Below are 15,068 nucleotides of genomic sequence, written 5' to 3'. Positions count from 1 at the left end.
TGTTAGGGATTTTTTGTTTATTAAAAAATGGGAGTATGTGCATTTTGTAATATGAAAAAAACCTGTCCAATGCTTGGTAGTGGGTATAGTAAGTATAGTGGTAATCAAAAAAGAGGAAGTTTCCTGGCGGCTCGGCTACCATAGCGATTGCGTTAGGCCCGTGGCTTTGCGTCTCTTATTTTCATAAGGTTTGCCTTTGCAGGATGGGGGTTATTTGATCTGTTCGGTTGCTAAATCAATGACAGACTGTAAAAGTTCAATGTCGATCCATATTTGCTCTCTTATCGCTTGATCTGTACATTTCGAATGGTCATCATGTAAAAGCTCTAATTCTTTTTTGAAATAAATCACATCAAGAGCATCTTGAAGACTTTGCTTTGATATAAGATCATGCTGTGAATACATCAACCTTCTTATCGCCTCATTTTTTAAAAATTGGATAAACTCTTTTTCTAAGTTAAACTTAATGGCTCGAATTATAATCGTTGATAATTGTTCATCATCTAGTCTTTGTAGCGAATTCATACGGAAATCCTTTCTAACATTCTACTAAATTAGTATATATAGGATAAGTTCATTAGTCCAAAGGTAACTGCATACACAAAAAGATATTTTTCGACAAAATCCGCAGGGGTTGATTATTCATGCGCGACATATATCATTACCCGTTATTGAAGAAATGTAGACATAAAAAAGCAAAAAAAATGTAGGGAAATTATGGTTGGAGTAAAATGGGTATTGTTATTACCCGGGGTTTCGTGGGTTGAGGGGACTAAGTTGGCGTTTAAGACCTGAGATTTCCAGGAATTAGTGGAATGGGGGAACCAAGTTTGGATTTAGTGCCCGTGGTTTCCAGGAATTAGTGGAATGAGGGAGCTAAACATCAGCCTAGTCCCACGAATCCAAACTACAATCAAAGGAAAGCCTCCGCTAACAACGTATACGTCTCCATTTTATCCTGAAAGATATAAACATTATTAATAATCATAAATTCATCTGTACGATACCGTTCGCTTAACCTAAGTATGTCCTCTTTCACTTTCTGGGGTGTACCAATGATCATGCGTTTGCGATTTTCTTGGATTTTAACTATGTCTGCACTTGTTAGAGGAATTCGTTTTGCCTCCTCAATAGACATAATCTGAGTATCCAGTCCTTTTTCGATAGCTAAAAGCCACATGTCCTGGCTTAAAGCCAATTCTTCTGCTTTTTCCTGAGTGGATGCACAAACCACGAATACGCATACATTTGCTTTTGGTTTTTCGAGCAGAGGGGAGGGCTGGAAGTTTTCATAATAAAAGTTTAACGCCGATTGTCCGTTAACCGGAGTAATGAAATGTCCATACGTAAAGGCTGTCCCATATTCTGCAGCCAACCTTGCACCTCGGTGTGTAATTCCGAGCATCCAAATGTCAGGTACTCTTGAAGAAACGGGGTAGGCATTTACAGACTCATAAGGATGGTCGGCAGGTACGTCATTAAGAAGAAAGGCTTGCAAATCCCTGAGTTGACGTGGGAATTCATTCAAACTTTTCCGTAGTCCATCTGTTAATGCGATTCGTGTGGTTGCCGAACCTCCTGGAGACCGGCCGATTCCTAGGTCGATCCGGTTGGGAAATAAGGCTTCTAATACTTTAAAGTTTTCGGCAATTTTATATGGGCTGTATTGTGGGAGCAAAACACCGCCAGACCCGACAATTATTTGTTTTGTGCACGAGGCAATATGAGAAATGAGCACTTCCGGAGAAGAGCCTGCGATTCCGTTTGAATTATGATGTTCGGCAACCCAAAACCGAGTATACCCTAATTCCTCGGTTAATTGCGCGAGTTTCAAGGTATTTCGTAGTGCAGTTGGGGCCGTTGCTCCTTTACTGATAACTGATTGATCAAGAACACTGAGTTTCAAAACATATCCTCCAACTGAATTAATTAATTCCACTTTAAATGATGTAGGACCATGAAGCAAGAAAAGTAACCCTTCAGCCACCTTTTACGTCAGTAGTAGAAATGAATATTTTTAGGGAGGAGATTTTTATTGAAGTATGTAAAAACAGTGGTCATCTTTTTGATAGTAGTCGCTAGTCTGTTCTTGGCAAATAGATTCATAACTTTTGGACCTCCGTCACCAGTTTCATGGGCTGGTACGAAACGGTTCCGCACAAACTTGCTTATTGAACCTGAAGCGTTCCCCAGTATCGATGCGATTGTAATTTCACATGACCACTATGATCATCTGGATTATTCATCTATTCGTAGATTAAAAGATAAGACACAAAGATTTATTGTACCGTTAGGGGTACGACGATGTTTAATGAATTGGGGTGTTCCTTCAGAAAAAATTACTGAGCATGCGTGGGGCGATGAAGTTCAGCTTGAGAATCTCACCCTAGCTTGTATGCCTGCAAGACATTTTTCCGGAAGAGGTTTATTTAATCGAAATTCTACTTTGTGATGTTCATGGGTGATAGCAGGTCGTGATACAAAGGTATACTGCAGTGGCGACAGCGGTTATGGTCCACACTTCAAGGAAATCGGTGAAACCTATGGACCTTTTGACGTAACTTTAATGGAATGCGGTCAATATGATGAGCGTTGGTCCCATATACATATGCTACCGGAAGAAACGGTACAAGCGCATCTTGATGTTCGTGGTCATTTGTTAATTCCTGTTCATTGGGGAGCTTTTACCCTAGCTTTCCATTCCTGGATTGATCCGGTTGAACGGGTTACGAAAGCGGCATCTCAGCATCAGGTGAGCATTGCGACTCCGAAAATTGGGGAAACCGTTTGCATAGGTAAGGATGAATGTCCGAGAACTCCTTGGTGGAGAGAGAAGTAGACGTATGTTTGCTTCTTTTTTAGTGTAACCGATCTATTTGACCCTCGTGTACGAGGAGAACTTCATCCAAGCATAAGATTTCGAGATTTCCATTTCCATAATCAAATACTACATGACACTTTAGACCTTTATAAAGGACTATTTCATAAATCAATTTCCACACACCTTTCCACGTATTATTTTTCAACACAAAAACTATTTTAACAACATCAGTCTGTAAATTAAACCATTTATTACCAACATTTTCAGTCAATATACTACAAATTTCAACGATTGCTTGTCGATGTTCGTTCGTCTACCTTCTTTTATCCTTTTTTATAAACGAGACTTTTGTTGTATTCAAATCTCTTGGTGATGAGAGTAATATATGAGGATGTATGTGGTGAATTACAAAGAGAGAAGGTAAGTAAGATGGATTTTTTGTCGGTCCAACTCGACTATGATATGTTGAAAGATTTAGGGATTTCTATAGGAGTTTTGCTTTTATTTATCCTATTTAGAAACCTATTCACGAAGTATGTATTTCAATTGATTTTAAAATTGTCTAGAAAAACACCTACAGATTTCTTTACGCAAATATGCTTAAGCTTTGAACGTCCGATCGGCTTGTTATTTATCATTATCGGGTTGTATATCGCCATGGATTACTTCCCATTTATCGAGCAGCACAATGCGTTATTTTTAAAATTTTTACGATCAATGGTGATTGTGACCATTACGTGGGGATTATTTAATCTTTCTTCACCAACCACAGGAATTATTATGAGTGTGAATCAAAAGATTAATAATAAGATAGATTTGATATTGATTCCTTTTATCTCAAGAACAATTCGTGTTATCCTTGTTGCTATCAGTATCAGTATTATTGGTCAGGAGTTTGATTACGACGTAAATGGCTTGGTGGCAGGACTAGGACTAGGTGGACTAGCTTTTGCATTAGCTGCTAAAGAAGCGGTAGGCAACCTGATTGGTGGAATCGTCATTGTAACTGAAAAACCTTTTTCGATTGGAGATTGGATTTTAACTCCTAGCGTTGAGGGGACGGTAGAAGATATCAATTTTAGAAGCACGAAGGTAAGGACCTTTAGTCAGGCTTTAGTGACCGTTCCGAATTCAACTCTGGCAAACGAACCAATTACCAACTGGAGTCGGATGGGGAAAAGACGAATTACATTCCACTTAGGATTAAATTATAAATCCACCAAAGATCAAATTCAAAGAGTCGTTCATCGGGTGGAACATCTGCTGCGAAATCATGAAGATGTTCATCCAGATACGATTATGGTGGCATTCGATCAATATAATGATAGTAGCCTAGATATCCTTTTATACTTTTTCACGAACACAATCGTTTGGGGAGAACATGTGAAAATAAAACATGAAATCAACATTGCGATTATGGCGATTTTAGAAGAAGAGGGAGTTGAAGTGGCGTTCCCTAGTAGAACGATTTATGTGTCACAGGAATCGAGTGACATGCTTCAAACCATGGGTTCGTTTGATTGAAAATAGTGATAAGAGACCAACCGTTTATTTTGTCGGTTGGCTCTTTTTTATATCACCCCATTCTTAAAGAAGGATTCTATCTGATGGATGTTGAATTATTTATAGTGGCATACAGACAAGGAGACTACGAATGTGAAAAAGGAATTACGTTATATTGGAGAAAAGATTGTAAAAAATGAGCATATATTAGCTACCAAAATATCGGAGTTAATCGATTCGGTTTATTCTTCTAGCTTAAGTAAAGCTGGAGCACCAGATCATGAGCTACATGCATATAGAGGGGAACTGGTCAGATACTTTGGTCAGGCATTATACGAGGACAAAGAGATCATTCAAGAGCATGTGATCCGTTGGGGGAAAAAGGCCGCTAGATTTGCGTTAAAATATCAGGTGTCATTAAGTAATGCCTTACGCGCTGTCAGCTTTTACCGAACGATTTTATGGGATGTATTTACCGACGAGTTAGCAGAAAAACAATTTGCAGCTATTACGATGCTTGATGTGTCTAAAATTATTGACCCTTTAATAGATAAAGTACTGCAAGTGATGAGTGAAGTGTATGAAAAGAGAAACACAGAATTAATGAAAATTGCTTATTCCGCCGTAGAGGAATTATCCGTTCCTGTTGTAGCCGTCACCAAAGGGATTGCGGTCATTCCCCTGATCGGGACGATAGATACAAACCGAGCGCAATTAATCATGGAAACTGCGCTCCATGAAGGAACACGTCTGCAGCTGGATTCACTGATTTTGGATGTCTCCGGTGTTCCCATTATTGATACAATGGTAGCTGATCAGCTTTATAAGATCATAACTGCTTTAAAACTAAGTGGTATTGAGCCTTTAATCACAGGTATTCGACCAGAATTGGCGCAAACGATTGTCAATATTGGTTTAGATTTTAATGAGGTTACTACACAATCATCACTGGAGAATGCGTTAAAGCAATTAGGTTTTAAAGTTGAAAAAAGTCGGTAATGTACATAGGAATGTAGGTAGCCCTGATTGGTTCATACACCAATCAGGGTCTTTTTTATAAAAATTATAGGTTTGTTGTGTTTATTCAAATAATATAGAGATTTTACGAGCAATTAATAGATGATTGCGTTTTCATTCAATTTCACAATTCATTCACATTCTTATATACTAGTTTCTGTTAAAAACGGCCCCGACTTTCATGAGAGTTGAAAGTCACTACAAAAAAAGAAGAGGTGCATCATGAATTTAAACACAATTAAATATGAGTGGTTTGGGAACATCAAAGGAGATGTGTTGGCAGGGCTGGTCGTAGCTATGGCTTTGGTTCCAGAGGCGATTGCCTTCTCGATTATTGCAGGAGTAGATCCAATGATTGGATTGTATGCGTCCTTCTGTATTGCCGTTGTGATTGCGTTTGTTGGGGGAAGACCAGGGATGATTTCTGCAGCGACTGGTGCCACTGCCTTACTGATGACCACATTAGTAGCTGAACATGGGCTGCAATACCTGTTAGCTGCGACGATTTTGACTGGGATTATTCAAATTGCCATGGGTGTACTAAAATTAGGGAAACTGATGAAATTTGTTCCTCGATCCGTAATGGTAGGTTTTGTTAATGCGTTAGCCATTCTCATCTTTACAAGCCAATTAACACACTTTGTTGGAGAATCTTGGGCGATGTATGCAATGGTAGCAGGGGCATTAGCGATTATTTATATTCTCCCACGATTTACAAAGGCTGTTCCATCTCCATTAGTGGCGATCGTTGTCATTTCTGCCATTGCTATCTTTACAGGTAGTGGTGTTCGTACGATTGGAGATATGGGTGAATTAACACAAGCTTTACCTATGTTTTTACTACCTGATATTCCATTAACGTTTGAGACGTTGCAGATTATTTTCCCATATTCACTTTCCATTGCCATTGTTGGTTTAGTGGAATCCTTGCTAACAGCAACGATCGTTGATGATATGACGGATACGAAAAGTGATAAAAACAAAGAGGCACGTGGTCAAGGGATTGCCAATATCGTATCAGGCCTTTTCGGTGGAATGGCTGGATGTGCGATGATTGGTCAATCGGTGATTAATGTCAAATCGGGTGGACGTGGCCGACTCTCTGCTTTTGTGGCAGGCGTGTTCTTAATGATTTTGATCCTAGTGTTAAATGACTTCCTTGTTCAAATTCCGATGGCAGCGCTAGTGGGCGTGATGATCATGGTGTCTATTGGGACATTTGACTGGGGTTCAGTGAAATCTCTTCACAAAACTCCGATTACTGATACGATTGTAATGATCGCAACCGTTATTACGGTATTAATGACACATGACTTATCAAAAGGAGTTTTGGTAGGTATTATTTTAAGTGCGATTTTCTTCGCGTCAAAAATTTCTAAGGTAAAAGTTACAACTCTTGCCTCAGATCATTCTAATAAGAAATTCTACCGAGTTTCTGGTCAGCTTTTCTTTGCATCTGTCACAGATTTTGTTGAGCACTTTAATTTCAATGACAAGGTGAAAGAAGTGAATATTGACTTAACGGAAGCTCATTTATGGGATGATTCCGCAGTTGGTGCGATTGACAAAATCGTCATTAAATACCATCAAAACGGAGTTAAAGTCAATTTAGTAGGACTGAATAATGAAAGCAATAAATTAATCAATAAATTAGCCGTTCATAACAAACCAGGTGGCCTAGAGAAAGTCGTAGGACATTAAAGAGAAACCGCAAAGCGATACATGCTTTGCGGTTTTTTTGTATCAAGCTTCGAGAAAGAGAATGACCAACATGCTTAATAATTCCTTTCCCTCTTGGAGATTCTAACAGTATTCATGATCAAAAAGGTGGAGGAATCATTTTGGGCGTTGAAGCGGAACAGATTCAGTATTGTGAGAACTGCAAAGAGGAAACACTTCACAAAACCTATGAAGATGCGATGGAAATTACTTATCGTTGTACACAGTGTGAAGAAGAGTCGGAGGTATTTAAATCCTTTTTCTGATGGGGGATAGCAGGGGACATTAGGCTTTGGAGAATGGCTTTAATAACATGTAAGGTAGTAGAAAGGTGATAGAGTTGGGTTATGTACAAATGCTAGTTGAGTTTGTTGGTGGGTATGTATTTCTATTCATTATCGTGAAAGTTCTTGGAAAAACCCAAATTAGTCAAATCACTCCCTTTGATTTTATATCCGCACTCGTGTTAGGTGAGTTTGTAGGAAGTGCAGTTTTTGATCCGAAAATAAATCTTTTAAAGATCCTTTTTGGTATAACGGTGTGGGGTCTCCTGATCTATGTAACGGAACTTATGACGCAGAAATCCCTAAGACTGCGACTATTTTTAGAGGGAAAACCATCCTTTATCATACATGAAGGAAAATTAGATTGGAAAGAATTGAAAAAGAATCACCTTGATATTAATCAACTTCAACAATTGCTTCGATCTAAGGATGTTTTTTCCTTACGAGACGTGGAATATGCCATTTTAGAACCAAATGGATCGATAAGTATCTTAAAAAAACAAGAGGCAGATAAACCTACATATAAAGATTTTAACTTGAAAATAAACAAACGAATGGTTCCTTTGACGATAATCAGTGATGGGGAAGTCATTATGGAACATTTACAGGAGTCTGGTATGGACTATAAAGGATTAATCAAACGCCTCAATGAAAGAAATATATCTTCAGTGAAAGAAGTGGCATATGCGGAGTGGGAATCAGATAAAGATTTATTCCTTCAGGTATATTAATGGTTTCAGGTTTAACCCCCTGTCAATGAATATGACAGGGGGTTAGCTCTTTTATTCGCTATCAGACTCTTCCGTGCTTTCTTCAGTGCCTTCTTCCGTTTGGTTTTCCTCTGTTTCTGTTTCTTCAGTTGTGTCTTCGGCGCAGCCTGTGGCAAATCCAATTACCATAAAAGTTGCTAACAAAGCAAATAACCCTTTTTGTAGTTTCTTTAATTTTTCCATTTTCATTGCCTCCTCAAAAGCGTCTAGGTAACTTACAAACCTATCATACATCAGAAAATGCGAGAGAATGTCCAAGTTACCATTTATTTACACAATCATGGAACAATATTTAACTTTTTAATACTGTGTAAACAATATTTTCAATCCATCCATATTCTAAGTCTTAAGTAAGGTCATACTAACCTTAAATACAAATGACAAAGGAGAGGTACTATGCCAAGAAAGCCTGCACAATCGGAAGAAGAGTCAGAAAATGAAAAAATAGTCCATTTGACAAGTAATCAACCGAACAAAGAAGAAATCAAGGGCCTTTCACATATGCTAGCAGCTGTATTGGAGTATATATCAGATGAAGAAGTAGAAGAAATAGATTTCGAATACATATTGGATCATACAGAAGGTCTCAGAAAGTGGTGGGAGCAATATCAAGAAAACAATAGGAAAAAAATTGAGGAAGAAATAAAAAATTCTCTAAGTGAACTTTCTTTTGAGGAGCTTCAAAAAATTCGTGAACAGATTAAAGAAAAATAAGACATCATAGTCAGTAGCATTCCTTTTTTAGGGATGCTTTTTTTATTTTGGACATTCTTTTTCCAAATTTAACAAATTTTACAGATGGAATAGATAGAACATATCTTTTTCATGATACAATAGGAATATATGTTCGTTATGGCACTAAGTTGAACGCCTTTGGCAAAGTAGGAGGGCAGTAGTTTGAAAAAGCTGTTATGTACTTCAATAATAATATTCCTATTTATATCACTTACTGGTTGTAGGGTAATGGAATCGAAAAGTGGGGTATCTATGGAAATGGTTGCGTACAACAGTCTTACTGATGAGGAAAAGGATTTGATTCCAGTTAGCCCGAAAGACTCAAGTGTTGAGAAGGTGGCTGTTAGTCAAGAAGTCGTATCCATGATGGATGAGGAATATGAAAAAGATGAAGTTTACAGGGTGATCTTTAATAACACGGAGTCCAAAACTTCTGGTAAGCTTGTGGTGTTTGTTGACTTTGATGGAGAAACCGTTGTTGGGAAAGGAGTTATCAATAATTGAATTGAAGTTATTAACCGTGAGGAAAATTATGTTAATGTACATAGTGAAAGAAGAAAGAGGTAATAAACCATGATGATTACTTTAAGAAATGTTCAATCTACAGATCTAGAACATCTTTTATTGATAGAGAATGAAGGATTTTCTAAAGAAGAATCTGCCACGAAAGAAGCATTTGTAGAGAGGATTGAGTTAATTCCTGACACGTTTATTGTGGCAGAAAAAGAAGGGGAAATCCTTGGGTATATTAATGGCCCTATTATTAATCAGCCTTACATAACCGATGATCTTTTTGAGAAAATCAAAGAGAACCCGACAAGAGGAGGATATCAGAGCATTTTAGGATTAGCCGTGTCCATACAGGCAAGAAATCTAGGGATTGCAAGAATCTTAATGAATAAAATAGAAGAGCTTGTACTAGAAAACGAGAGAGAAGGTATCACCTTAACATGTAAAGAAGATTTAGTGACTTTTTATGAAAAATTAGGCTTTGTTAACCACGGAATATCACAATCACAACATGGAGGAGTACGTTGGTATAACCTGGTCAAACACATCACTCTCAAATAGAAAAAGGAGGACATCTTCAATAAGAATGTCCTCCGAGTACTTATCGTTGATTCGTATGAGTGGGACTTGATAACGAGTAACTTTTAATCATTTTTTGTAAATTAAGATGTCCTTCTCTTAATTTAATGGTTTCTTGAAGGATTTTCTGGAATCCTTCCAAATCTCGATCAGATGCATTTAAAACAGATTTAGGTATCGCCTCTACAAGTTGTTGTAAATTTAAGTCTGCCATAAAATGACCACCTTTCTTTATTTTTATTAAATTACTTAAAATTCATTTTTTCGTAGTGTTCATAAAACACTTTAAATAGTCTTTCATCCCCACCACGATCAGGATGAAGGAACTTAAGTAGTTTTTTTAGCTCTTTCTTCATGAAGTCCTTGTTCGCATCCTCTTCAACCCCTAATAGGGAGTAGATGGTATAAGGGGCAGGCGTGAATAATGAATTTTCTGATCGGACCATTTTTTTCAATGAGCGAACCTTGGCTCGTTCAATTCGTAGAGTTATTTCTAGTTCTTCCATTTTTTCTTTTAACCTGGTATTTTCCTGAAATGTTTTTTCCCAATGCTCATAATCGACGCCGAATTGTTGACTCAATCTCTCATTTTTCTTTTCAACAATAAAAGTGGCTAAATCGAAAGGGTCGATAGAAAAGTTTATATTTAAATCTTTTGTTCTTTTGGCCCTTATTTTCCCATCGAGAATCCAACGAATGACCGTTTCTTCACTATCCGCGATGCCTTCACTCCGAAGTAATTCCGTAGTTTCTTTTACATTTAACATAGTATCAACTCTTTAATCTTACTTGTAAATTTAATGTATCATAGGATTCACTATTACAAATTTACAGGTTTGTTTAAATTAGATGATAAATGTAACTAATATAACGATTGTATTAAATTTTAAAGATAGAAGAGGGAGATTATGATCTTTATTATCATATAAATGGAAAAAATTAATGTTTATAGTAAAATTAGGGAGAGTAGTAAGGCGGTGGGTGGTTCTATGCATGTATACGAAACTCTTACTATATTACATGCTGTTTGATGGTTTACATATGTTAGAGAAGGTGGAGGAACGGCATCTGTCATTCCTTTCTAGCATTTTGGAACGACTATACAAAGACAAGGGGTGCGGTATGAGCAAAAACTCAAAGGTAAATATAGAAGGACTGAGATTTAATTGGGATGTTGAAAATGGAAAGTTTCAATATGAAAATCAGGATGCTGTCCTTTTTTGGATCAATAGTGCTATGAAGTCTTTCTTTGACACCATTGAAGAGATATCAGGCGAAGAGGCATCCAATTTGGTTCTTGAGACAACCGGGTATCGCCAAGGCCTTGTAGTAGGGGACTACTTCCGGAAAATCAAGGACTTTGATGTGAAAGCGGTAGCAAAAATGATGGCCAATACATACGCTTCTGCCGGCTGGGGAAGAGCAGAAATAAAGCACCTCGATTACGAAACGAAAACGCTTGTTGCTCATATCAGAGATAGTTGGGAATACAAAATCAACTTGGCTCAAGGGAAGAACAAGGGAACCGCCTTTTTAGCCGCTCATTTCGCAGGGGTATTCAGCAGCCTTTTTGGAGTGAACATTTGGTACGAATATGAACAAGACCAACTCGAAGGGTCTGAATACAGCATCGTTAAGTACTTTCCTTCCAATATTACGGCAACCTCAAATATCCACCAGTTAGCTCGAAAAAAAGAGTCTGAACAAATTTTACGCTTAGAAGAAATGGTGGAACAGAAAACAAGTGAACTTCGAAATCTGGTAAAAAAACTTTCTTCTCCGATTATACCAATCTTTGATGGAATTGTCGTTGTTCCCCTGATCGGGAAATACGAGGAGGACCGTTCAGAAGACCTTTTAATTAACACCTTGAGCAATTTACCAAAGCATAAAGCTAATTATCTGATTCTTGACTTAACCGGTCTTGATACGGAAGTGGATCATTTTACCATCGACCTTATTGTAAAAATAGGCTCTGCAGCTTCCTTAATAGGGACCAAATCCATATTGGTGGGTATTCCTGTCAGCTTAGCCATACAAATGGCTCAATCCCATGTCACGCTTAGTCGTTATGAAGTTTTTCAAACACTGCAGCATGGAATTCAATATGCACTTTCTCAGGTGGGGAAAACGATCAGTTAATCTGTGCTAGGTTGAGCGCATGGAGGTAGTTGATGAAACCTTAAATAGGTTTAGGATGTTGTTGGGTTTTCAGTGTTGTTCAAAAATGGAGGATAAGATGGAAAAGTTATTACATGAGATTGCAAATTGGATAAATAGCAGTGATAGAAAAATAATGATTGGTATATCGGGTCATGGAGCTTCTGGAAAGACTACATTTGCTAACAGTTTATTAAAATTATTGGATCCTAATGAGGTGAATTACATGAATACGGATCCATACATTATTGGCTCGAATCTAAGGAAGTACACGCAAATCGATTATGAATATGAGAATCAAATTCATCATGATAAAATGACCGCATGTCATCCATTGGCTCATCATGTAACTGCATTAGAAAGAGATATTCATATGTTAAAAGAGGGATTCAATTTTTTTCCGATTGGCAAAAGTAGCTCCTTGATTCCTTCAAAAAAAGTGAATATCGTGGAAGGCATGAGTGTCGCTTTTACTAATCCAGATTTATTCAATTTGAAAATTTACTTCTATACGGATGAAGAAACGGAGCTTATGAGGAGGAGCATTCGTGATGTTACTGAGAGGGGAACCGACCTCAATTATTTGAGAAATTCTCATAAAGAGCGCAGAATTCAATATGAACTATTCATGCATCCATATCATCATCATTTCGATATGGTTGTAAAGAATTCAAATGAAGATTATGTTGTGGAGAAAGGTTTAAATTAACAAAGGGCCCCATCTGTACAGATGGGGGCCTAAACGCCGTTATTGCTTAATAATTTTTTCTTCTACGCGTCTTTCGATCCTCTCGACTAATAACTTATCCTTGAGTAATTCCTCTTTGTTTCGTTTCATCAGTTCTTCTAAAGTTGGTTTTCCAGGTTTCATCTCGTTCTTCCTTCCTGTTAATTAAAATTTGATTTTTCTGACAATATCATTCAATAAAAAACCTCTACCACTATGGTAAAGGTTTAATGTAAATAAACCTTTACAAACAGGTAAAGGTCTTGCTAACAACGACAAATGGTTGCCAACAAAGCCGGGAGAATAGTGACTCCGTAGTGACGACTTTGCTGTAAAAGCTACTCCCCTTTAAGGAGATATTTGTTTGTATGTGTTAATGATAAAAGATTGTGAATTATTAGTCAAATGATTTGATTACTTTTCTAAGGAAAAATAAATATTTGATTGGTAATAGGGAGGAATATAATAATTGAATGAGGTGAAAGTAAAAAAGGGTTTACTGGATTCGGACAGGCCAGCGTCATTTCGATTGAGTGCAGTCCGAATAGCCTCTGGATTCAGACAGGCTATTATCATTTCGATTGAGTGCAGTCCGAATAGCCTCTGGATTCAGACAGGGCAGTGTCATTTCGATTGAATGCAGTCCGAATAGCCTCTGGATTCGGACAGGCCAGTGTCATTTCGATAAAGTGCAGTCCGAATAGCCTCTGGATTCGGACAGGCCAGCGTCATTTCGATAAAGTGCAGTCTGAATAGCCTCAGGATTCAGACAGGGCAGTGCCTTTTAGATTGAGTGCAGTCCGAATAGCCTCTGGATTCAGACAGGGCAGTGTCATTTCGATTGAATGCAGTCTGAATACCTTCTGGATTCAGACAGGGCAGTGTCATTTCGATTGAGTGCAGTCCGAATACCCTTTGGATTCGGACATGCCAGTGTCATTTCAATTGAGTGCAGTCCGAATACCCTCTGGATTCGGACAACCAAGTGCATATTCTATCAAGTCCAGTTCATATATACTCTCATTTTCTATGTCTTTAACTGTATGCGACTCAAAACGATTCGCTTGATGGAGGAGCTCCGAACGTTTTACTTTATTTCGTTAATGTATGATTGGAACCTGTATTTATTTTATTACTGTTAAAAGCTTTCCCTAAAATAATGGTAGCTAATACGTATCCAAGAACAACCGATATCAAAAGGGTAACAAGAGACCCTACCATGGCGAGCTTCATTGTCATTAAAAATACAATGCCAAATCCAAGCATGGTCATAATCATAAATGAGTTCCAAAGAGTTCGGTTATGAATCGTTTGTAAAAGTGCGGTAGAAGGGGAGCTGTTTGTTTCATTGTTCGCTGCTTCTAAAATAGCTTTTAAACGTGGCAAGTTGATTACGGGTCCCATAATCGTCATTGCGATAAGAGTGGCTAAACATAGATCAATCCAACCCGTTCCCCAGCCCCAAGTCGAAAACACTAAATATAAACCAGGAAATAATATAAAGATTACACTAATGGGAATGAGCCCATCTGATTTTACCGCAACCTTTGCCCATGTTCTGATCGACTGCGTATCCTTTGCATAAAGGATGGAGAGCAGGGCCGTTAGAGCAATGGCAACCCCCATAAACATCAACAAGGTCCCAAATATGTGGAAAAACAACATTAGGTTATAAAGCATAGATCTTTCCTCCCATTTTAATTTTCTTCCAATTATACAAAAATAAGGAAAAGATAACAATTACATTATGAAAATATTAGAAACTAAAATTTTTCATTTTTCCATAAAGCTATATAAGTAATCGGTTAAATGGCAACTACAATAGGCATTCGAAGGGTGTTTCCGAAACAATCGGAGGGTAATAAACTTTGTTTCGAAGGGTGCTTTCGAATCGTTCGCATCGAAAGACTTTGATTCATAGGTCACTTCCGAATCATTCACAAGGATAAATTCTTAGTTTCGAAGGTTGTTTGTGAATGTTTCGGAGAGGTTAAATAGTCCTATCTCGGTTTTCGAAGGTCAATTTCGAATGCTTCGGAGGGTAAATGGATACATGATCGCCACCTATTTGTAACAAATGGAAGTTAAGCTATGAGGGAGTTTACCGATATAAGATAGGAGCATTCCTGTTAGAAGGATTATCGGGGACTTGAACAAAAAAGAGCCCTCTTGGTATGATACGGGGTGTCAAATCGTATGCCGAGATGACCCCTAACTTAGTTAACCAAGGAGGACTCCATATG

At 37.8% G+C, this 15,068-nt stretch carries 17 protein-coding genes, 1 pseudogene and 1 riboswitch; of the genes and pseudogenes, 11 read left to right on the top strand and 7 right to left on the bottom strand.

Annotated features, from left to right (window positions below; translation table 11 throughout):
• Positions 1-122: 122 nt before the first annotated feature.
• Positions 123-205: riboswitch (cyclic di-GMP riboswitch) on the bottom strand.
• 5 nt (positions 206-210) lie between these two features.
• Together ACFFHF_RS14875 and ACFFHF_RS14870 are read right to left on the bottom strand one after the other, a co-directional pair.
• Entirely contained in the window at positions 211-525 is a 315-nt protein-coding gene (locus ACFFHF_RS14875) for a sporulation histidine kinase inhibitor Sda (protein WP_340903860.1), read from the bottom strand.
• A gap of 388 nt (positions 526-913) precedes the next feature.
• Positions 914-1,906 carry an LLM class flavin-dependent oxidoreductase gene (locus ACFFHF_RS14870; protein ID WP_377058491.1) on the bottom strand — a complete coding sequence of 331 codons (993 nt, stop codon included), beginning with the start codon at positions 1,904-1,906 and terminating at the stop codon, positions 914-916.
• Between the two features lie 213 nt (positions 1,907-2,119).
• Between ACFFHF_RS14870 and ACFFHF_RS14865 the strand changes: the two are divergent.
• The 6 genes and pseudogenes from ACFFHF_RS14865 to ACFFHF_RS14840 form a co-directional block, all read left to right on the top strand.
• Positions 2,120-2,839 (top strand): annotated as a pseudogene (locus ACFFHF_RS14865) (MBL fold metallo-hydrolase); the annotation flags it as partial.
• A 411-nt stretch (positions 2,840-3,250) separates the two neighbouring features.
• Positions 3,251-4,345, top strand: a complete 1,095-nt coding sequence (locus ACFFHF_RS14860; protein ID WP_377058490.1) for a mechanosensitive ion channel family protein — start codon at positions 3,251-3,253, stop codon at positions 4,343-4,345.
• Between the two features lie 132 nt (positions 4,346-4,477).
• The gene (locus ACFFHF_RS14855; protein ID WP_377058489.1) at positions 4,478-5,323 is read left to right on the top strand and encodes an STAS domain-containing protein; all 846 of its coding nucleotides are present in this window, start codon (positions 4,478-4,480) and stop codon (positions 5,321-5,323) included.
• Between the two features lie 240 nt (positions 5,324-5,563).
• Positions 5,564-7,042, top strand: a complete 1,479-nt coding sequence (locus ACFFHF_RS14850) for a SulP family inorganic anion transporter (RefSeq protein ID WP_377058488.1) — start codon at positions 5,564-5,566, stop codon at positions 7,040-7,042.
• A gap of 140 nt (positions 7,043-7,182) precedes the next feature.
• Complete coding sequence (locus ACFFHF_RS14845; RefSeq protein WP_377058487.1) at positions 7,183-7,326, top strand: hypothetical protein; 144 nt, start codon at positions 7,183-7,185, stop codon at positions 7,324-7,326.
• Between the two features lie 89 nt (positions 7,327-7,415).
• The gene (locus ACFFHF_RS14840) at positions 7,416-8,075 is read left to right on the top strand and encodes a DUF421 domain-containing protein (RefSeq protein WP_377058500.1); all 660 of its coding nucleotides are present in this window, start codon (positions 7,416-7,418) and stop codon (positions 8,073-8,075) included.
• A gap of 51 nt (positions 8,076-8,126) precedes the next feature.
• On the opposite strand, the gene ACFFHF_RS14835 is transcribed toward ACFFHF_RS14840, so the two are convergent.
• Entirely contained in the window at positions 8,127-8,297 is a 171-nt protein-coding gene (locus ACFFHF_RS14835; protein WP_377058486.1) for a hypothetical protein, read from the bottom strand.
• A 213-nt stretch (positions 8,298-8,510) separates the two neighbouring features.
• Between ACFFHF_RS14835 and ACFFHF_RS14830 the strand changes: the two genes are divergently transcribed.
• The 3 genes from ACFFHF_RS14830 to ACFFHF_RS14820 all read left to right on the top strand — a co-directional run bounded on the left by ACFFHF_RS14830 (position 8,511) and on the right by ACFFHF_RS14820 (position 9,920).
• Complete coding sequence (locus tag ACFFHF_RS14830) at positions 8,511-8,828, top strand: hypothetical protein (RefSeq protein ID WP_160549319.1); 318 nt, start codon at positions 8,511-8,513, stop codon at positions 8,826-8,828.
• 183 nt (positions 8,829-9,011) lie between these two features.
• Positions 9,012-9,353, top strand: a complete 342-nt coding sequence (locus ACFFHF_RS14825; RefSeq protein WP_160549320.1) for a hypothetical protein — start codon at positions 9,012-9,014, stop codon at positions 9,351-9,353.
• Positions 9,354-9,425: 72 nt separating this feature from the next.
• Entirely contained in the window at positions 9,426-9,920 is a 495-nt protein-coding gene (locus tag ACFFHF_RS14820) for a GNAT family N-acetyltransferase (protein ID WP_160549333.1), read from the top strand.
• Between the two features lie 40 nt (positions 9,921-9,960).
• On the opposite strand, the gene ACFFHF_RS14815 is transcribed toward ACFFHF_RS14820, so the two are convergent.
• Together ACFFHF_RS14815 and ACFFHF_RS14810 are read right to left on the bottom strand one after the other, a co-directional pair.
• On the bottom strand, positions 9,961-10,152 hold the full coding sequence (locus ACFFHF_RS14815; RefSeq protein ID WP_119708017.1) for a hypothetical protein: 192 nt from the start codon (positions 10,150-10,152) through the stop codon (positions 9,961-9,963).
• Between the two features lie 31 nt (positions 10,153-10,183).
• Positions 10,184-10,705 (bottom strand): J domain-containing protein, encoded by a 522-nt coding sequence (locus ACFFHF_RS14810; protein WP_160549321.1) that lies wholly within the window; start codon positions 10,703-10,705, stop codon positions 10,184-10,186.
• 355 nt (positions 10,706-11,060) lie between these two features.
• Here ACFFHF_RS14810 and ACFFHF_RS14805 point away from each other — a divergent pair, with 355 nt between their 5' ends.
• A complete protein-coding gene (locus tag ACFFHF_RS14805; RefSeq protein ID WP_160549334.1) occupies positions 11,061-12,080 on the top strand; it encodes an STAS domain-containing protein in 1,020 nt (339 codons plus the stop codon).
• A 97-nt stretch (positions 12,081-12,177) separates the two neighbouring features.
• A complete protein-coding gene (locus tag ACFFHF_RS14800; protein WP_160549322.1) occupies positions 12,178-12,807 on the top strand; it encodes a phosphoribulokinase in 630 nt (209 codons plus the stop codon).
• Between the two features lie 39 nt (positions 12,808-12,846).
• Here the strand turns inward: ACFFHF_RS14800 and ACFFHF_RS14795 are convergent, their stop codons facing one another.
• Complete coding sequence (locus ACFFHF_RS14795) at positions 12,847-12,969, bottom strand: FbpB family small basic protein (protein ID WP_160549323.1); 123 nt, start codon at positions 12,967-12,969, stop codon at positions 12,847-12,849.
• A 948-nt stretch (positions 12,970-13,917) separates the two neighbouring features.
• Entirely contained in the window at positions 13,918-14,505 is a 588-nt protein-coding gene (locus ACFFHF_RS14790) for a hypothetical protein (RefSeq protein WP_160549324.1), read from the bottom strand.
• Positions 14,506-15,068 lie beyond the last annotated feature (563 nt).

This window comes from Robertmurraya beringensis, assembly GCF_042433785.1.
Classification (GTDB): Bacteria; Bacillota; Bacilli; order Bacillales; family Cytobacillaceae; genus Robertmurraya_A; species Robertmurraya_A beringensis.
The sequence above is the reverse complement of the archived record's forward strand: the minus strand, read 5'-3'. Positions and strand labels throughout refer to the sequence as shown.